Annotated in this window: 17 protein-coding genes; 2 read left to right on the top strand and 15 right to left on the bottom strand. The window is 65.1% G+C overall.

Annotation, left to right across the window (positions count from 1 at the left end):
* Positions 1-97: 97 nt before the first annotated feature.
* From radA to cysM, 15 genes are all read right to left on the bottom strand, one after another.
* A complete protein-coding gene (gene radA, locus Q0C23_RS04565; RefSeq protein ID WP_291511201.1) occupies positions 98-1,456 on the bottom strand; it encodes a DNA repair protein RadA in 1,359 nt (452 codons plus the stop codon).
* Positions 1,453-2,550: an alanine racemase gene (alr, locus tag Q0C23_RS04560; protein WP_291511200.1), complete on the bottom strand. Its 1,098-nt coding sequence runs from the start codon at positions 2,548-2,550 to the stop codon at positions 1,453-1,455. The genes radA and alr overlap by 4 nt, the downstream gene beginning before the upstream one ends.
* Positions 2,551-2,631: 81 nt before the next feature.
* Entirely contained in the window at positions 2,632-3,525 is an 894-nt protein-coding gene (locus tag Q0C23_RS04555; protein ID WP_291511199.1) for a hypothetical protein, read from the bottom strand.
* 128 nt (positions 3,526-3,653) lie between these two features.
* On the bottom strand, positions 3,654-5,027 hold the full coding sequence (gene dnaB / locus Q0C23_RS04550; protein WP_291511198.1) for a replicative DNA helicase: 1,374 nt from the start codon (positions 5,025-5,027) through the stop codon (positions 3,654-3,656).
* 16 nt (positions 5,028-5,043) lie between these two features.
* A complete protein-coding gene (gene rplI / locus Q0C23_RS04545) occupies positions 5,044-5,490 on the bottom strand; it encodes a 50S ribosomal protein L9 (protein ID WP_291511197.1) in 447 nt (148 codons plus the stop codon).
* Between the two features lie 60 nt (positions 5,491-5,550).
* A complete protein-coding gene (locus Q0C23_RS04540) occupies positions 5,551-6,471 on the bottom strand; it encodes a DUF2232 domain-containing protein (RefSeq protein ID WP_291511196.1) in 921 nt (306 codons plus the stop codon).
* An 18-nt stretch (positions 6,472-6,489) separates the two neighbouring features.
* Complete coding sequence (gene rpsR / locus Q0C23_RS04535; RefSeq protein ID WP_291511195.1) at positions 6,490-6,768, bottom strand: 30S ribosomal protein S18; 279 nt, start codon at positions 6,766-6,768, stop codon at positions 6,490-6,492.
* A 39-nt stretch (positions 6,769-6,807) separates the two neighbouring features.
* Complete coding sequence (gene rpsF, locus Q0C23_RS04530; RefSeq protein WP_291511194.1) at positions 6,808-7,188, bottom strand: 30S ribosomal protein S6; 381 nt, start codon at positions 7,186-7,188, stop codon at positions 6,808-6,810.
* Positions 7,189-7,326: 138 nt separating this feature from the next.
* Positions 7,327-8,364 carry a beta-N-acetylhexosaminidase gene (gene nagZ / locus Q0C23_RS04525; RefSeq protein ID WP_291511193.1) on the bottom strand — a complete coding sequence of 346 codons (1,038 nt, stop codon included), beginning with the start codon at positions 8,362-8,364 and terminating at the stop codon, positions 7,327-7,329.
* Complete coding sequence (locus tag Q0C23_RS04520; RefSeq protein WP_291511192.1) at positions 8,342-10,441, bottom strand: APC family permease; 2,100 nt, start codon at positions 10,439-10,441, stop codon at positions 8,342-8,344. The genes nagZ and Q0C23_RS04520 overlap by 23 nt, the downstream gene beginning before the upstream one ends.
* The gene (locus Q0C23_RS04515) at positions 10,442-10,978 is read right to left on the bottom strand and encodes a L,D-transpeptidase (RefSeq protein ID WP_291511191.1); all 537 of its coding nucleotides are present in this window, start codon (positions 10,976-10,978) and stop codon (positions 10,442-10,444) included.
* The gene (rlmD, locus tag Q0C23_RS04510) at positions 10,947-12,269 is read right to left on the bottom strand and encodes a 23S rRNA (uracil(1939)-C(5))-methyltransferase RlmD (RefSeq protein ID WP_291511190.1); all 1,323 of its coding nucleotides are present in this window, start codon (positions 12,267-12,269) and stop codon (positions 10,947-10,949) included. The genes Q0C23_RS04515 and rlmD overlap by 32 nt, the downstream gene beginning before the upstream one ends.
* Before the next feature lie 72 nt (positions 12,270-12,341).
* A complete protein-coding gene (locus tag Q0C23_RS04505) occupies positions 12,342-13,061 on the bottom strand; it encodes a DUF1318 domain-containing protein (protein WP_291511189.1) in 720 nt (239 codons plus the stop codon).
* Positions 13,062-15,113 (bottom strand): hypothetical protein, encoded by a 2,052-nt coding sequence (locus tag Q0C23_RS04500; RefSeq protein WP_291511188.1) that lies wholly within the window; start codon positions 15,111-15,113, stop codon positions 13,062-13,064.
* Between the two features lie 8 nt (positions 15,114-15,121).
* A complete protein-coding gene (cysM, locus tag Q0C23_RS04495) occupies positions 15,122-16,006 on the bottom strand; it encodes a cysteine synthase CysM (protein ID WP_291511187.1) in 885 nt (294 codons plus the stop codon).
* Positions 16,007-16,121: 115 nt separating this feature from the next.
* Between cysM and Q0C23_RS04490 the strand changes: the two genes are divergently transcribed.
* Together Q0C23_RS04490 and pgl are read left to right on the top strand one after the other, a co-directional pair.
* Positions 16,122-16,880: a VIT family protein gene (locus Q0C23_RS04490; protein WP_291511186.1), complete on the top strand. Its 759-nt coding sequence runs from the start codon at positions 16,122-16,124 to the stop codon at positions 16,878-16,880.
* On the top strand, positions 16,880-17,578 hold the full coding sequence (pgl, locus tag Q0C23_RS04485; RefSeq protein ID WP_291511185.1) for a 6-phosphogluconolactonase: 699 nt from the start codon (positions 16,880-16,882) through the stop codon (positions 17,576-17,578). Before Q0C23_RS04490 ends, pgl begins: the two co-directional genes overlap by 1 nt.
* Positions 17,579-17,668 lie beyond the last annotated feature (90 nt).

Raw genomic sequence — 17,668 nt, 5'->3', positions numbered from 1 at the left:
AAGTAGATAATGTGATCCGAACGAGATCGGACACGGTCACCATAACCCATCGCCAGACTTCGCTGCAAGGGCCAAAGTCACGCCGCCCAGAGCCCGCTCAGCTGGCAAAGGCGGCGTCGACGGCGTCCTGAAAGCGCGCACAGGGCAAAGTCGTGAACCCCGCCATCTTTGGATGTTCGCCCCGCGGCAAAATGGCACGGCAAAAACCGAGCTTGGCCGCCTCCAGCAGACGCGTGTCCGTGGCCGCCACAGGTCGTACCTCCCCGGCTAGACCCAACTCGCCAAAGACTACCGTGCCGTCGGGCAGGGGACGATTGCGGAAGCTGCCCAGCAGGGCCATGGCCACGGCCAGGTCCGCAGCAGGCTCATCGACGCGAATGCCGCCAGCGATATTGACGAAGACGTCCTGGTCGAAGAAAAAGCTACCGCCGTGGCGGTGCAGGATGGCCAGGAGTAAGGACAGACGATTGGGATCGAGACCGATGGCCACCCGCCGCGGATTGGCCAAAGGGCTGGGCGTGACCAGGGCCTGGACCTCCACCAGGAGAGGGCGGGTGCCTTCCTGGGTAGCGAGCACGACACTGCCGGGTACCGGTCGCTCGTGCTGGGAGAGGAACAGGCGAGAAGGATTGCGTACCTCCTGCAAGCCCCTTTCGCGCATCTCGAAGACGCCCAGCTCGTTGGCCGCGCCGAAGCGGTTCTTGATGGCCCGGATCAGGCGATACGGGCTGCCGGCCTCCCCTTCAAAGTAGAGGACGGTGTCCACCATGTGCTCCAGGACCCGGGGGCCGGCAATCGCACCTTCCTTGGTCACATGCCCCACCAGAAAGACGCTGGCGCCGGAGCTTTTGGCGTGGCGTACCAGACGAGCCGCGCACTCGCGTACCTGGGCGACGGAACCCGGCGCCGACTGCAGACTGTCGCTGAAGAGGGTCTGGATGGAGTCCACCAGAACGATGGCCGGTTTTTCTGCCTCCAGGATACCGGCGATGACCTCCCAGTGATTTTCCGCCACGACGCGGATGCCCTCTCCCCGTACCTGCAGACGCCGGGCTCGTAGCGCCACCTGTGCCGAGGATTCCTCGCCCGTCACGTACAGGACGGGACGTTCGCGACCGAGGCCCTCGGCGATCTGGAGCATGAGGGTGGACTTGCCGATGCCGGGTTCGCCCCCCAGCAGGATGGCGGCGCCTGCTACCAGTCCGCCGCCCAGGACCCGATCCAGTTCCTGCAAGCCTGTGGATTGTCGCTCCGTGGCATCGGCAGCGATGCTGTGGAGGAACTCCGGAGCGCTGGCTACGGCATAGGCGGAGCTGCTCCCCCTGCGACTGTCGTCGCGCTCGACCCGCTGCTCCACGAGGCTGTTCCAGGCGCCGCAGTCGGGGCAGCGCCCCAGCCACTTCGGGCTGACGCCACCGCAGTCCTGGCAGACGTAGAGACTGCGCTCGCGACTCACGGCACGACCAGCCGCGGCACCCGCGCCTGAATGCGGGTCCCCAGTTCATAGGGGATGGTATCCAACTGCCCCGCCAGGTGTTCCAGCGGCTCGCCACCGGCGCCCATGAGGGTGACCCAGTCGCCTTCTCCGGCAGCGCAGCCATCGAGATCGACAAAGAGCAGATCCATGCTGACACGCCCCAGGGTCCGGCTAGGCTGGGCGCCGATCCAGATCGCTGTGCCCTGCCCCAGGTGGCGATCAAAACCATCGCCGTAACCGCAGGCGACCACCCCGACCCGCTGATCCCGTGGGGCCTGATAGGCTGCGCCGTAGCCCAGCCATTCCCCAGCGGCGAGACGGCGGGTGGCGATGATCTGCGCCTGCCAGGAGAGTGCCGGGCGCAGACCTAGATCGCTGCCGGCAGCGTCGGGAAAGGGCGAGAGTCCGTAGAGCATGAGACCGGGGCGCATCCAGGGAAAGCGCGCCGAGGAGAGCGCCAGCACCGCCCCGGAGTTGGCCAGCGAGTGCTCGCCCAGGGTATGTTCGCCCCAGCGAAGGATGGCCTCCCGGAAAAGCCCTATCTGTTGGTCGTTGTAGGGGTCGGCTGGGGTATCGCTGCGCGCCATGTGGCTGAGTAGCCCATGGATACGAGTGGGGCAGTGGACGGCCTGCAGATCCGCGAAGACTCGATCCAGGTCTGCCAGGGCAAAGCCGAGGCGGTGCATGCCCGAATCCACCTTGATCCACAGGGAGAGCGTTTCGGTCCAGCGACTCTGCTGCAGCCAGGCCAGCTGCTCGCGCCGATGGATGACCAGTTGGTGGCCGTGGGCGGCGGCCAGGGGAATTTCCTCTGCAGCGAAGGGCCCGGCCAGTAGGCAGGCGGGTGGGGCGAGCCCCAGCCCGTGCAGGGTCTCGGCCTCTTCCATGCCGGCCACCGCAAAGGCATCCACTCCCGCTGCCGCCAGGATCGGCGCGCATACCGCAAGGCCATGCCCGTAGGCATTGGCCTTGACCGCCGCCATGAGCCTCGAACCCGGCATCCGCGCCCGCGCCACCGCCACATTGTGCGCCAGGGCGGAAGCGGAGATACAGGCACGGACGGGACGAGTCATGGTTGTAGTGTAACCCGACCGCGCCAAAAAGGCGCGAGCCGCTCTATGCCGCAGAGTGACTGTATGCGGTGGCTGCGAAAGCTAGAAGCTGTAAGCCAGGCCCAACTCCATGCCAAAAAGATTGGTTGAGGAGGGAGGCTCCTTGACCGTTCCAGGGGACTGGATAATGGGGGTTCCGTTATAGCTGATGGTTTCCGTAAAAGGATATTCTTTGGTACCGGTATAGGTGAAGTGGGTGAAGTTCAGGCCGCCGAAGATATGCCATTGGCTGCTCATGGCGTAGTCTGCACTGATTTTGATGCGCTCTTGGCCACTGGTGCCAAAGCCGCCGTTGAAGCCCGTGTCCGCAACGGTGAAAGGACCGCTGACTTGCACTGTCCCGGGGACGTTTATTCCAGCGCCTACGACTGCCAGGAACTGACCATCGACGCCGACCACCAGGCGCGGCGAGAATGCGTGCTGGAAGAGTACCCCAGCACCTACGAGCCCAGCATGATAATACTCGTTATAGCCGCCAGGTCCTTGCAGTCTGCGGTCCCAGTTCTGGTATCCGCCTGCGACATAGGGCGTGAGCATGTTATTTGATGAGAGGACAAACCCTTTACCTAAGCGTGCCAAAACGCGGTTGGTAGTGGCATTATCGCTAGTGTTGAGATGCTCGACCGAAGTGGAGCCGTGATACGCTATGGAGCCGGATGCGTAATTGTAATTGATCGCAAAATATAGATTGGGGGTTAGTTTGTTGTTCATCCCGCTCAGATGGATGGCAAAACCCGGCATCCACCCCGATTCGATATCGGAGCCATAGGTAGGGGCAGGGGAGATATGCTCCTGATAGTTCATGAGGGTACCCGTTGCAGCAATACCAATCTCATTGTTGGTGGCCACTATGGGATTAGTGTTCTGCGCTTGGGCTAGTGTGCTCGTACCAAGCGTCGCAAACGCAAGGACGATTGCAAATGATCTGATCTCCACGTTCTTCCTCCGTCTTTGCTGGTATATGCAGCGGTTGGCCGTAGTAAGATGCAAACCGCCTACCTAAAATTAGAATAGAAGCGCAAATTGTCAAGAAAGGCCATGTCGCAGGGCGTTGCCGCTGTGGACTAGTTGTAAGCGCCGGGCGGAGCGTAGTTTTCGAAGCGGGTGTATTCGCCGAAGAAGCTCATGCGCACGGTGCCGATGGGACCATTGCGCTGTTTGCCGATGATGACCTCGGCGATGCCTTTCACCTCTTCGTTGTCCTTGTTGTAGACCTCGTCGCGATAGAGAAACAGGATGAGGTCGGCATCCTGCTCGATGGCGCCGGATTCGCGCAGATCGGACATCTGCGGTCGTTTTTCCGTGCGGTTCTCGAGGCTGCGATTGAGCTGGGAGAGGGCGATGACCGGAACCTGGAGCTCTTTGGCCAGGGCCTTGAGGGAGCGACTGATTTCGGATATCTCCGCGACGCGGTTGTCGGAGCGACCCGGTACCTGCATCAGCTGCAGATAGTCGACGATGATCAGGCGCAGGTCCTGTTCGCGCTTGAGACGACGCGCTCGGGAACGTAGTTCGCCGGGCGTGAGTGCCGCGGAATCGTCCGTAAAGAGCGGCGCCTTGCCCAGTTCACCGATGGCCGTGGCGATACGCGGCCAGTCGTCATTGCCCAGGCTGCCATTGCGCAGGCGGTGCTGATCCACCCGCCCGCGCGAGGACAGCGCGCGCAGGACGATCTCTTCCGTCGGCATTTCCATACTGAACACGGCCACCGGCAAGCCTTCGGAGCAGGCGACGTGCTCGGCGATGTTCATGGCGAAGGCGGTCTTGCCCATGCTCGGTCTTCCCGCAACGATGACCAACTGACCGGGGTGGAGTCCAGAGGTCTTTTCGTCCAGATCGGCAAAGCCCGTGGGCAGACCTGTGACGGTCTTACGCTCGCGGGCATTGGCCTCGATGCGATCGATGACCCGCGGCAGCGCGTCCTTGACGCGGGTGAAGACCGCGCCGTTCTGCTTCTGACCTTGGGCCAGTTCAAAGATCCGGCGCTCGGCCTCTTCCAGAAGGGTCTGGGCGTCCCGCCCCTCGGGTCGATAGGCGAGGTCGGCAATTTCCCTCCCCGCGTGGATGAGCGAGCGCAGAATGGCGCGATCCCGCACGATGCTGGCATAGGCAGGCACATTGGCAGCGGAGGGTGTGGCATTGGCCAGCTCCACCACGTAGGCGACGCCGCCGGCCTCCGCCAGGAGTTCGTGATCCTGCAGATACTCGGCGAGGGTGATGGCGTCCAGAGGCTTCTGTTCCAGAAGCATCTGGCCGATGCATCGATAGAGAACCTGGTGCCGCCTTTGGTAAAAGTCTTCCGGACTCAGCAGGTCGGCGATGCGATCCCAGCTTTCGGGATCGATGAGCAGGCCGCCGATGACCGCCTGCTCGGCCTCCAGGGAATAGGGCAAAGCCTTGACGGCACCCCCATCCCGAAGCGCAGCATCGTAATCCATGCCCGGGGCTCCGGGCTCAGGCGCGCTCCACCACCACGTTGATGTCGAGCTCGACTTCGGGGTGGAGGTGAAGACGGGCGGTGTGCTCGCCCACACGCTTGATGGGGCCTTCGGCCAGACGCACCTCGCTGTGGCTCACCTGGTGGCCCATCTCACCCAGCAGTCGGGCGATATCGTGATGGCTGACGGAGCCAAAGAGACGACCGTCTTCGCCGGCTTGCAGAGCGATGCGCAGGACCACATCCGCCAAGGCCGCGGCACGTGCCTGCGCTGCCTGCAGACGCTCCTGCTCGGCCGCTTCGAGGGCTGCCTTGCGCTCGGCAAAGCTTGCAAGATTGCTGGGCGTGGCCAGGACCGCCTTGCCCTGGGGCACCAGGAAATTACGGCCGTAGCCAGGGCGCACCTCGACCACATCACCCAGGCGTCCGAGTTTGTTGATGCGTTCCAACAGTATGACTTTCATGTGGACTTTCCTCTAAAGATTGCGTGCGGCACCGGCACGGTACCGGTACCTCTTCTCTTGTCACTGTCCCGGTGGCCGCAGGCGTCCGTGCCAGGAAAAAAAACGATCCAGAATGCCCAGCAGCATCACCGGCAAGGCGAGCCGCGAGAGCAGGATCAGCCCCAGATAGAATACCACCAGCCCCCAGGCCGGCCAGCTCCGCAGCGCGAACCACAGGTGTACCAGACTGAGGCCTTGGAGCAGGTAGAAGGCGCTCAAGAAAAGCGTCAAGTTTTCTACCCACCACAGGCCAAGACCCGTCAGCACCAGACTGGCTGCGGTAGCGAGCAGAAACGGCCAGATCCACCAGTCCGGCAGAACCAGGGTCGAAAAAGGCCGCCGTACCCGCAGATCGCCCTGCAGCCGTTCGCGCCACCGGCTTGCCAGAACCCCAGCCACCGTTCCCATGAGTACTACCGCCAGGGAAACCACCCCGGGCGTGAAAGGGACCACGAGATCGATGGCCTCCTTTTGCTGGGCACTCAGACGATCCGCCAGGGGTTTCAGGAGCGTTCCGAACTGACTCTGCCAGTATTCGGGGCCCGTGGCACCCGGCAGGACCCAGAGCGTCACCACTAGACACAGCACGCCCAGAATGGCCAGGGCCCAGAGCAGGCCCCGCCAGTCTTCACGCCACAGCAGACCTTCGCCGATGAGACGACCGGGGAGCCAGCCCAGCAGCACGAAGGCCAGGGCGAAGGCCGGACTCCAGGTGACTATGCCGACGCCGACGGTGGCGATGGCCAGCACCTCCAGACTCTCCCTGCGTCCCGCCTGCATGGTCACCAGTGCCAGCAAGGCAACGACGTTGATCAGGAGGGGCAGAGCCAGCACCGGCAACAGCCGCGCCAACGCGAAAAGCAGGACAACAGCGGCGCTGGCCTGCCAGCGGCCACTGAGAAACCAGCCCAGGAAACCCGAAGACTGGTCTGCCCTGTTCACCTTCGCAGCAACCCGCGCTCAGCGGATGACGTAGGGCAGGAGCGCCAGGAAGCGGGCCCGCTTGATGGCCGTCGCCAGTTGCCGCTGGTAAAGCGTGCTGGTACCGGTGATGCGGCTGGGCACGATCTTGCCGGTTTCGCCGACGAAGGCCTGAAGGGTCTTGAGATCCTTGTAATCGATCTCCTTGACGCCCTCCGCCTTGAAACGACAGAACTTGCGCCGCCGGGAGAAGCCACCGCCACCGCGGCGATCATCGCCATCCCGATCCCGGTCCCGATCTCTTTGCTGAAATGCCATGATGCGAACTCCTAGACTGATGATGCTCCGACGATGGCCTTATTCCGCGGCCGCCGTTTGCGTTTCTTCTTCCTGACCCTCGCTGCGCTCACGGCGGTCACTGTCGTCCCGCGCCAGGAAGGAGGGCTCAGTGATGGCCTCGTCCCGTGCCAGGATCAGGTGGCGCAGGACCGCGTCGCTGAAGCGGAAGGCGTCTTCCAGTTCCGCCAGGGCGGCGGCGGAGCATTCGACATTCATGAGGATGTAGTGGGCCTTGTGGGCTTTCTTGATGGGATAGGCCAGCTGGCGTCGACCCCAGTCTTCCAGACGGTGAATGGTGCCGCCGTCGCCTTCGATCATGCCGCGATAGCGTTCGATCATCTGGGGGACCAGCTCGCTCTGGTCGGGGTGGACCAGAAAAACAATTTCGTAATGCCGCAAAATATAGCTCCTTACGGTTCACGGGGAGTCCGGACGCCGATCGTCCGAACAAGGAGACACCGGAAAAAAGGTGAGCGCGTATTCTACCTGTTGCCCCGCGAAAAACAAGCGCTTGCCCTGTGGCGGGCAGGCCATGGCTCAGAGTCTGGCAAGCCGCGCGCGGATCGCATCGCGCGCAGCGGGGCGGAGCACCGAGGCTGCCGGGCGGCCTTGCAACGCCTCCAGCCGGGGTTGCGGCAGACGGTGTCGATGCAGGACCGTCAATGCCTCCTCTACCGCCGATCGGTCGTTGCAAACTAGCAGGAGTTCGGCACCCGCACTCAGGGCCGTCTGCACGCGCGCAGCCATGTCACCGATCACGGCGGCACCGGCCATGACCAGATCGTCGCTGACGATGATACCTTGAAAGCCCAGTTCTTCGCGGAGGATCCCCTGCAGCCAGCGCTGCGAGAAGCCGGCGGGGTCGCGCGGGTCGACGGCGGGGTAGAGGCAGTGTGCCGGCATGATGGCCGGGATACCGGCGGCGATGAGGGCCCGAAAAGGCTGCAGGTCTGCTTGCAGCAGTGGCCAGGGACGGAGATCTTCGGGCAGGCTCGTGTGCGAGTCTGCCGTCACCGCGCCGTGCCCGGGAAAATGCTTGGCGACACCGGCAAGCCCCTGTTCCTGCAGGCCCGACCACAGCGCTCCAGCCAGTTGCGCCACCCATTCCGGCCGCTCGCTCAGGGCCCGATCGCCGATGACCTCGGACACTCCCCAGTCGATGTCCACGCAGGGAGTGAAATCGAGATCGATGCCCAGCTCGCGCAACTCGGCGGCCAGCAACCGGCCCCAGTCGCGAGCCATCGCGATGGCACTCTCGATCCCCTCGGCTTCGGCCAGGCGGCCTAGAGCTCTTTGCGGCGGAAAGCGCGTGACGCCCTGGCGCAGGCGCTGCACCCGCCCGCCCTCCTGATCGATGCCGATGAGCAGAGGCGGATCACGCAGGGCATGTATCTCCCGGCAAAGCTCTGCCACCTGCGCGGCAGACACGCAGTTGCGGGCAAAGAGGATGACGGCGCCCACGGCCGGATCGCGCAGAAGGTTACGCTCGGCCGCGTCCAGGGCCACACCATCGAGATCCACCATGAGCGGGCCACGGGGGAGAGAGACGGCTTTAGGTGCGGAAGGCTGGGTCATGGGTATCCGATTCCGAAGCTGGCTTACCCCGGGCGGGATCGGCCTGTACCAGTTCGAGGTCCGGTGGCATGGAAATGGGCAGGGAGATGCTGGCCAGCTGGCTGCTGAAGCCGTGCACGTGCACCGGCACGATCATCATGCTGAAGCCGTCGTGCTGCAGGCGATCCTGGATGATGAAGCTGACCTCGTCGTGGAGGATGCCCCAGATGGCATTGCGATGTTTGGAGTCGATCACCCGCCCGGCGAAGAAGATGCTCTGAGGGAAGTAGCGTATGGCTACCTTGGCCAGTTCTTCCATGGCCTGGATACGGTCGGTGCCGTAGGTGGCAAACCAGGTGGCCGGCATGCCCTGGCTGCGGCAGAAGGCCACGTATTGGTTGCCCTCGGTCTCGACATAGACCTTGAGCTGTTCCACAGCCTTGCGTCCCTTGAACTCCCCCTGGCCGACGATGCCTGCCAGGAGAAAGACATAGTTCGTGACGAAACCGCCCACCATGCGGTGCGCCGTCAGCAGGGTGTGCAAGCCCAGACCGTCGAAGCGGTTGACGAAGAAGACGGCGGTATTGGCGCGCGGATCCAAAGGCAGGGGCGGCCCTGGTTGGATGTCCTCGGGGACGATGTCGAGCATGGTCTCGTCCAGCTCGCGGGTGAGCTTGCCGAGCTCCTGGTAGTGCCGGTAGATGAACCAGGCCAGGACGATGACGATGCCCGTGACCAACAGGGTGAACCAGCCGCCGGCATCGAACTTCTCGAAGATAGTGATGAGCAGGATGGACGCCGTCACCACCAGGCCGACGGTGCTGACGGTCAGGCGCTTGGCCCAGGCGGGATGCTGTCCGCGCTGCCGCCACCAGTAGCGGGAGAGTCCCGCCATGGTCAGGGTAAAGGTGATGAACACATTGATGCTGTAGAGCACCACCAGCACGCGCACCTGGCCGCCGGTGGCCAACAGGATGGCGATGGCCGCCGCGCCAATGAGAAGGACGCCGTTGCGGGCGACGAAGCGATCCGATAGATAGGAAAAACGCTCCGGCAGCCAGCGATCCACGGCCATGTTGGCCATGACGATGGGCGCGGTGATGATACCGTTGTTGGCACCGACGAAGAGCAGCAGCCCCTCCGTCAGCAGCGTGAACCACAGGGCCGCCGGCGCCAGGTTCAGATTCCCCACCGTCCAGTGTTCGGTGATGCCGCGGTAGAGCACCGCATTGAGGGTCTGACCGTGGACGACCTGAACGTGATAGAGCAGATACAGAAAGATCAGGCTGCCCGCCACCAAGGATAGGGAAACGGCGAGGTAATTCATGGCCCGTCGACCGGTCTGGGCGCGTGGCTCGCGCAGCATGTGCACGCCATTGGCCACGGCTTCGAGACCGGTATAGGTACCACCACCCATGCTGAAGGCACGCAACACCAGGGCGACGATGAAGATCAGGCCGAAGTGGCCGAGATCGCTCTGCGTGCCGCGCACCGTATCCTGGGCCACCTGCGGCAGCTGCGGCAGGTGCGAGAAGAGGCCCCAGCCCAGCACCAGTATGTGGCTGAGCATGAAGCCCAGAAAGATGGGCAAGAGGATCTTGATGGATTCTTTTGCCCCCCGCAGATTGATCATCACCAGGAACAGGAGGATGCCGACATCGATGGGAATCCGCCAGGCGTACCAGCCACCCGGCAGGAGGCTCAGCACGGCCTCGGTGCCCGAGGCGACGGAGATGGCGGCGGTGAGGATGTAGTCGATGATCAGGGCCGAACCACTCACGAGGCCGGCCAGCGGATGCAGCAGGGTGGTGGCGGTGTGGTAGCCGCCGCCGCCTTCGGGAAAAAGGGAGATGACCTGCTTGTAACCGGCCGCGATGATGAATACCGTCAGGGGAATGCCGATGGCCAGGAAGACCGAGAGGTATTCGTGTCCCTTGAGGGCGTAGTAGATCTCCGGTGGACCGTAGGCCGAGGACGACAGCGCGTCGGCCCCGAGCCCCACCCAGGCAAGGAAGGCGGCAAAAGTGACGCTCTCGAAGTTTTTGGGATTGAAGACATCCAGACCACGGCGCCAGCGCGGCAAAGGAAACCAGGACATTCAGTATCTCCGGGGCGGTGGTGACAGGGGGGTATCGACACCGATGTAGACGGGCAGCCGCGGTGGACAGAGCTCGAAAAGCGCACAGATGTCCTCGGGCGCGAGGCGGACGCAACCGGCGGACGCCGCCGTCCCCAGCCGTCCGCGCTGGGCCGTTCCGTGCAGATAGATGTAGCGACGAAAGGTATCCACCGGACCGCCGCGGTTACGTCCCGACTCCAGACCCGAGAGCCAGAGAATCCTGCCCAGGATCCAGTCCGCTTCCTCGCCGTCGGCGGCGGACCAGCAGCGACCCGTCCAGCGACGCCCGCGCAGGATGGCCGTGGCCGGCAGACCGGCCCCAATGCGCGCCCGGATTTCATGCCAGCCGCGCGGCGTGCAGCCGCTGTCGCGCAGCTCGCCCAGGCCAGCACGGGCCGTGGAGGCCGGAGCCGACCAGCGGATCCGGCTGCCCTGGCGCAATTCGACCCGCTGCTGGCGGGCGTCCACCCAGAGCCAGGCGTACTCAGCGGGTGAAGAGGGCGACGGATTCGACATGAGCCGTGTGCGGAAACATATTGACGATCCCCGCCGCTTCCAGGCGAAAGCCCTGTTGTTGCACGAGATAGGCACTGTCGCGGGCGAGGGTATCGGGGTTGCAGGAGACGTACACCAGGTGCCGCAGGGCGGGACCGATGCCCTTGAGGATGTCGATGGCCCCGGAGCGGGGCGGATCGATGAGCATCTTGCGCACGCCGGCTCCACCGGGCAGGTCGGCCAGGGCGGTCTGGGTCAGATCTGCCGTCAGGAATCGCGCATGCGCGCTGAGACCGTTGCGCTCGGCATTGCGCTGCGCCTGGGCGACCAGGCGAGCATCCCCCTCGATGCCCAGCGCGCGAGCGCCCAGGCGCGCCATGGGCAGGGTGAAATTGCCGAGCCCACAGAAGAGATCCAGGATGTCCTCACCGGGCTCCGGCGCGAGCAGGGCCATGGCGCGCCGTACCAGGACCGGATTGACCCACTGGTTGACCTGAATGAAACCCAGGGGCTGAAACTGCAGATCGAGGTCGAACTCCGGCAGGGTATAGCTCAGCTGCGGCAGCTCTGCGCCGGGTAGCGGCCGCAGGCTCTCGGGACCGCCACCCTGCAAAAGGATATGCAGGCCGTGTTCGTCGGCGAAGCCCTGCAGCAGGCGCAGATCGTTGGCACCTAGGTCCTCCAGGTGGCGCAGGATGAGGACGGCGTGCTCCGCGGTACAGGCCACCTCCCACTGGGGGATGGCCTGCGGATGCTGGAGGCGGGCCACCAGGGCGCGCAGATCGAGGATACGCTCGCCGACCCGCGCATCCAGCACGGGGCAGCTTTCCATGGCCGTGACAAAGCTCGAGTGGTACTCGCGAAAGCCCACTAGGGCACCGCGCGTCTTCGGCACCCGTACCGACAGTCGCGCCTTGCTGCGGTAGTGCAGACTGGGTCCCTGGATGGGTGGCAGGATCCGTCCCGGGCGCACCCGCCCGATGTGCCGGAGTTGATCCTCCAGCTGCCGTTGCTTGACGGCGATCTGGGCACCGGGCTCGAGGTGCTGCAGGCTGCAGCCGCCGCACACGCCGGCGTGGGCGCAGGGGGGGACGACCCGTTGCGACGAGGCTCTTTCCACCTCCAGCACCCGTGCCCGATCGTAGCGCGGCGTACCCTCATAGCGGCGGACCAGCACCCGCTCTCCCGGCAGGGCTCCGGCGACGAAGAGCACCTTGCCATCGACACGGGTGACGCCGGTCCCTTCGCCATCGATACCGGTGACGTCGACGCGCTCCACCGGCATGTCCCGCAAAGGCCTGGGGCGAGTCATGAGTGGCCTTCAGTCAGCGGCGGCAAAGGCGTCCCTGCCCGGCCGCCCGACACGCCCGCTCCGTGCCGCGGCTCACTTGCGCTGCCAGCTCCCGCCGGCGGTCTGATACCAGTAGCCGGGCGGTGCCTTACGGATCCAGGCCTGGGCGAAGGTTTCCTGAATCTGCGCCTTCCACTCCGGATGACCGTTGGCGTCGGCGATCTGCTGATACAGGTTGTCGAGGGCACGGTTGTAGCTGCTCACGAGGCTCGGGAGGGCAGCACGTTGGGCCAGGGAGACCGCGTCGGCATCGTGCACAGCGACCAGACCGGCGCTGGTGTAGCCCACAGCTCCGCTGACAAAGTAGGGCTGCATCTGCGCGGCCAAAGACTCGAGCTCGGCTCGGGCCGCCACTACCCCGGGGCTGGAGGCATTGAGGTCGGCGGCTGCCTCTGCCGTGCCGCTAACCGTGGTGAAGACGGTGTTGGCCACCGCCCCGGCGCTGCGCTCCCACCAGGGGGAGGTCGCCCGCGGCCGGACCCAGGCCGATGGCGCCAAAGCCGCGGAACTCTGGCCGCGGGCACTGGGCGAGGATGGGCTTGCGTCCGTGGGCGCCGTCCCCTTCTCGTGGACGTCGACCTTGCCCTTTTCTGCAGCACGGTAGACCTGTTCCACCACCTGATCGGCGAGCTTCTGAGCCGCCGCCGCGGGGAAGTAGATGTTGACGGTGACACAGGCCGAGAGCAGGGCGACCATGGCCAGGCCCAGCATGCTCCGAACCAGACGACGCATTGTTTCCAGACGGGTTTCCACTCAGGGACCTCCTTGTATGGGCGTCTCACCGCGGATGGCAGCCATCAGACGGGACACGAGCTCACTCCATTGCGTGCGCCGATTGTACCCCACGATGTTCACCCTGGGCAGCCCCGCCCCCTGCAGGAGGATGAAATGATCGCTTGGCTCCGACGCGTCGGAGCCGCCGACGCCCGAAAGCTCGGCAACGCCATCCCGGAGGCGGACACCCAAGCCGAGCTTCTCGTAGTGGAAGGTCTTGAACAGCCGCAGATACAGGCTCTGGAACATTCCGCCGATGCCACCGCCACCGCCGAGACGGCTCAGATTCTCGATGGCCGTTGCGCTGATCTCCTGCTCCAGCCCCGGCTGCCGCCGAGAGTAAAGACGGGCGTCGAAACTCACGGGCCGCCAATCCAAGAGCACGAGGTGGTGGATATAGCCGTCCAAAGCCCCGTTGATATAACCGAAGTGGAAAACGTCCGTCATGGGTCGCAGCTGCAGATTCTGGAAGCGGATATCTGCCGTCAGCACGGGCGCCGTTCCGAGAAAGTGGGAGATGGCCAGATCCTGCACATCCACCTGCCCACCGAAGACCTGTGCCGAGAGGGTGCCGTCGGTGCTCAGCCGTCCGCCGGCGTATTCCAGCTGCGGCAGATTGGCAGACAGGGTTCCGGTAAAGGGCGGCCAGCCAAGATCGCGGGTCAGGGGCGCCAACTGCAGATCTCGCAGGATGCCATTCATACGCAAGGAAAGGCCGCCACCGTGCCAATTTGCTCGCAGATCCCGCACACCGACGCTACCGCCCAGCATGGTTACCTGCATGGGGCTGCGCGACACGAGGCTCTCCGGGCCCAGGCTGAAGTCGCCATCCAGAGCGCCGAAAGGTAGCGCATAAACGCTCCCCGCGCGCCAGTCGAGGCGCGCCTGGCCCGCAGCGGTGGCCGACCAGTGGCCGGAACTGGTGATGCCATCGATGCGCAGATGTCCCTGCGGATCTGTCAGGGCTCCATCGCGCCAACGCCAGCGGGCGGAGCGCAAGCCGGGCCCGAAGCTCAGGGCGATCTGGGCGACTCCGGCGGCATCCAGGCGTGCCGGTACGCTGCCGGCAGTCATGACCGGCCGGATCCAGTGGGCGTAGAAGGGCTGCATCTGCACGTCTCGGGCATCCAGGGACCAATGCACCGGCTGCTTGCCGACGCGCTCGGCCTGGAAGCTCGCCTGCCCCAGGCCCGGCCAGGTGAGCTCCCCGCCGCGCAACTGCCAGGACCGGCTGCCCAGCACCCAGTTGCTGGAGAGGCGGACGGCACCCTCTTTGGGCGCTTGCGCAAACCAGGGGGTCCAGAGTATGGCACCCTGCTGCCAGTGCAAGACGGCGCTTCCCTGCCATTCCTTGTCGTGCACGGCCACCAGGCGCAGGCGGGCCTTACCGTGCTCGGCGGCTTTCAGACCGTCGGGGCTCTGCCAGCCGAGATCCTGCGCCTCCCCTTCCACCGCGACGACCCCCAGATCGTGCCAGGAGGACCCCTGCGCCTGTCCCGCCAGGACCAGCGTGCCGCTGCTGCGCCAGTGTGCCGGTAGCCAGGGAGCAAGCCAGATTCGGGCCGGCGTCTGGCCTCGCCACCGACCGTGCCAGACACCGTCGGCCCTGCTCTGCCAGGATCCCTGCCAGTTCCCCAGGCCATTGCCACGCAGCCGCAGCTCGGTCTTGGCCTGACCGCCCAGGGCGGCGATGTCCGCGGAAAAATGCAGGGACAAGGGTCCGAAGGCCTGGGACAGGATCTGCCCGGAGCCAGCTTCGCAGCGCCAGGGGCCCGCGGTGTGCAGACTGCAGGAGAAGCGTGCCCGTTGCCAGCCACGGCGTTGTCTCAGTTGCAGCGCGGCGCTGGAGAGCTCGATGTGGCCACTGTCGGCGCTTTGCATATGCCAGCGTAAGCTCGGTTGTTGCAGCGAGAAGCCGGGCCCGCTGAGGCTTTGGGCGTGGATGTCCAGGGTGGTGGCCGTGGTCGGAATCGGGCCCACCAGAAGGCCGAAGCCAAGGACGACGACAGCCTCTTGCGGCAGGCGATGCACGGCTCTGCTCAGGCAGGAAAGACGCCGGTAGAGAGGTAGCGATCGCCCCGGTCGCAGACGATGCTGACGATGGTGCCGGAATCCAGCTCGGCAGCCACTCGCAGGGCCGCGACCATGGCGCCCCCGGAGGAGATACCGGCCAATATGCCCTCCTCGCGGGCCAGACGCCGGGTCATCTCTTCCGCCTCGTCCTGGCCCACGTCGACGATACGATCCACGCGGGAGGCGTCGTAGATGGCGGGCAGATAGGCCTCGGGCCAGCGCCGGATACCCGGAATCTGCGATCCCTCGCAGGGTTGCACGCCGACGATGCAGATATCCGGGCGCACCTCGCGCAGGTAGCGGGAGGTGCCCATGATGGTGCCCGTGGTGCCCATGGCCGAGACGAAGTGGGTGACGCTGCCGCGGGTATCGCGCCAGATCTCCGGACCCGTGCTGAGGTAATGGGCTTCGGGATTGTCGGGGTTGGAAAACTGATCCAGCATGACGCCCTCGCCCGCTGCCACCATGGCGCGGGCGCGTTCGATGGCACCTTCCATGCCCTGTGTGGCAGGGGTGAGGAGGATGTCGGCGCCAAAGGCGCGCATCACCTGACGCCGCTCCATGCTCATGTTTTCCGGCATGAGCAGGGTGATGGGAAGCCCGCGGACGCTCGCGGCCATGGCCAGAGCGATGCCGGTATTGCCGCTGGTAGGCTCGATGAGGCGGGTGCCGGGACCGATACGACCGCGCTCCAGAGCGCGCCGGATCATGTGGGTGGCGGCGCGATCCTTGACAGACCCCGCCGGATTGTTGCCTTCGAGTTTGGCAAAGACGCGCACCCTGCCGGGACGATGCAGCCGCTGCAGAAGGCAGAGGGGAGTGTTGCCGACCCAGTCTTCCAATCCGGCCATGTGGTGCTTCTCCGCGCGCGTACCGAGATGATCACAGACTAGCACTGCGTTGCGCTGGACCCAAGGTCGCGCGCCTCTTAAACTGAGTCGACAGCCGCCCAGAGAGGTTTCCGCCATGACTTCCGAAACGCCAAGCGCCGCTCTCGCCGCCCGCAGCGCCCGCCGGCAAGAAGCGATGCAGCACGAGCACCATGAACATCACCACCACGAACAAGTGGGCTGGTTGCGCGCCAGCGTCCTCGGTGCCAACGATGGCTTGCTGTCGACGGCGGCGCTGCTCACCGGTGTTGCCGCCAGCCAGGCGAGCACCCAGCAGCTGGTGCTGACCGGCATCGCCGCCCTGGTCGCCGGCGCCTTTTCCATGGCCGCAGGAGAGTACGTCTCGGTCAGTTCCCAGGCCGACACCCAGGCCGCCGATCTCGCCATCGAGGCCCGGGAGCTGCGCAAGAATCCCGAGATGGAGCTGCTGGAGCTGACCCACATCTACGTCAAGCGCGGTCTGGATGAAGACTTGGCGCGGCAGGTGGCAACCCAGCTCATGGAGCACGACGCTCTGGGCAGTCACGCTCGCGACGAACTGGGACTGACGGAGATGGCGCAGGCGCGTCCCATCCAGGCCGCCGGTGCCTCTGCCCTGTCCTTTGCGGCGGGAGCCGTCTTTCCGGTCCTGGCCGCAGCCTTTGCGCCGCGGGCCGTGGTCTTGCCGCTGCTCTTTGCAATCACCCTGGTGCTCCTCGCGAGCCTTGGCGCCGTTGCCGCCCGCGCTGGCGGTGCGCCCATGTGGCGCGGTTCCCTGCGCGTCCTTTTTTGGGGCGCCCTGTCCCTGGTCGCCACCACCATCATCGGTCACCTGCTGGGGGCACAGGGCATCTGATGGCGCCTGTCGCACCCAACTGGCACATCCACCGCGACGCCGACGAGCTCGCGCAGGCACTGGCCGAGGCCATCGCCCGTATCGCGGCGGAGTCCATCGCCCAGCGTGGCGCCTTCCACCTGGTGCTGGCGGGAGGTCACACCCCGTCTGCGACCTACGCCCGTCTGCCGCAGCTGGGTCGTCGTTGGCAGGACTGGCACCTCTATTACGGTGACGAGCGTTACCTTCCGGCGGGAGATCCGCAGCGCAACGACAGCATGGTTACGGCGCAGTGGACCGCAAAGGTACCCATCCCCGCTCGGCAGCACCATCGTTTGACGCTGGCCGGAACGCTGGAAGAGGCCGCGGCCATCTACGCCCGCGCCTTGCCATCACAGGATTTCGATCTGGTGTTGCTGGGTCTGGGGGAAGACGGCCATTGTGCGAGCCTTTTTCCAGGCGGCGATTGGGGCATGGAGGCCGATGCACCGGCCGTGCTGCCGGTGTTCGATGCTGTCAAGCCCCCACCGAAGCGCATCTCTCTGAGCGCTTGGCGTCTGCGCCGTAGTCGGCGGATCTTCTTTCTGGTCACGGGAGCAGGTAAGGCCGATGCCGTCGCCCGCTGGCGTTCTGGTGAGCATATTCCCGCGGCCGTAGTCGGCGCCGGAGCTGAGGTCTGGCTGGATCCGGATGCGGCCCACTGGCCCAGGCCCGAATGAGTCCAGACCGAAGAAGGTCCGAAATGATGTGTATGTGGTGGGAGCGATGGGATTCGAACCCATGACCCACGGCTTAAAAGGCCGCTGCTC

It is taken from the genome of Acidithiobacillus sp., assembly GCF_023256195.1.
GTDB lineage: Bacteria > Pseudomonadota > Gammaproteobacteria > Acidithiobacillales > Acidithiobacillaceae > Acidithiobacillus_A.
The sequence above is the reverse complement of the archived record's forward strand: the minus strand, read 5'-3'. Positions and strand labels throughout refer to the sequence as shown.

Excerpts from the sequence above, each read along its gene's own strand:
- alr (WP_291511200.1), bottom strand. The coding sequence starts at position 2,550 with ATGACTCGTCCCGTCCGTGCCTGTATCTCCGCTTCCGCCCTGGCGCAC.
- dnaB (WP_291511198.1), bottom strand. The coding sequence starts at position 5,027 with ATGGATTACGATGCTGCGCTTCGGGATGGGGGTGCCGTCAAGGCTTTG.
- rplI (WP_291511197.1), bottom strand. The coding sequence starts at position 5,490 with ATGAAAGTCATACTGTTGGAACGCATCAACAAACTCGGACGCCTGGGT.
- rpsR (WP_291511195.1), bottom strand. The coding sequence starts at position 6,768 with ATGGCATTTCAGCAAAGAGATCGGGACCGGGATCGGGATGGCGATGAT.
- nagZ (WP_291511193.1), bottom strand. The coding sequence starts at position 8,364 with ATGACCCAGCCTTCCGCACCTAAAGCCGTCTCTCTCCCCCGTGGCCCG.
- Q0C23_RS04520 (WP_291511192.1), bottom strand. The coding sequence starts at position 10,441 with ATGTCCTGGTTTCCTTTGCCGCGCTGGCGCCGTGGTCTGGATGTCTTC.
- Q0C23_RS04515 (WP_291511191.1), bottom strand. The coding sequence starts at position 10,978 with ATGTCGAATCCGTCGCCCTCTTCACCCGCTGAGTACGCCTGGCTCTGG.
- rlmD (WP_291511190.1), bottom strand. The coding sequence starts at position 12,269 with ATGACTCGCCCCAGGCCTTTGCGGGACATGCCGGTGGAGCGCGTCGAC.
- cysM (WP_291511187.1), bottom strand. The coding sequence starts at position 16,006 with ATGGCCGGATTGGAAGACTGGGTCGGCAACACTCCCCTCTGCCTTCTG.
- Q0C23_RS04490 (WP_291511186.1), top strand. The coding sequence starts at position 16,122 with ATGACTTCCGAAACGCCAAGCGCCGCTCTCGCCGCCCGCAGCGCCCGC.
- pgl (WP_291511185.1), top strand. The coding sequence starts at position 16,880 with ATGGCGCCTGTCGCACCCAACTGGCACATCCACCGCGACGCCGACGAG.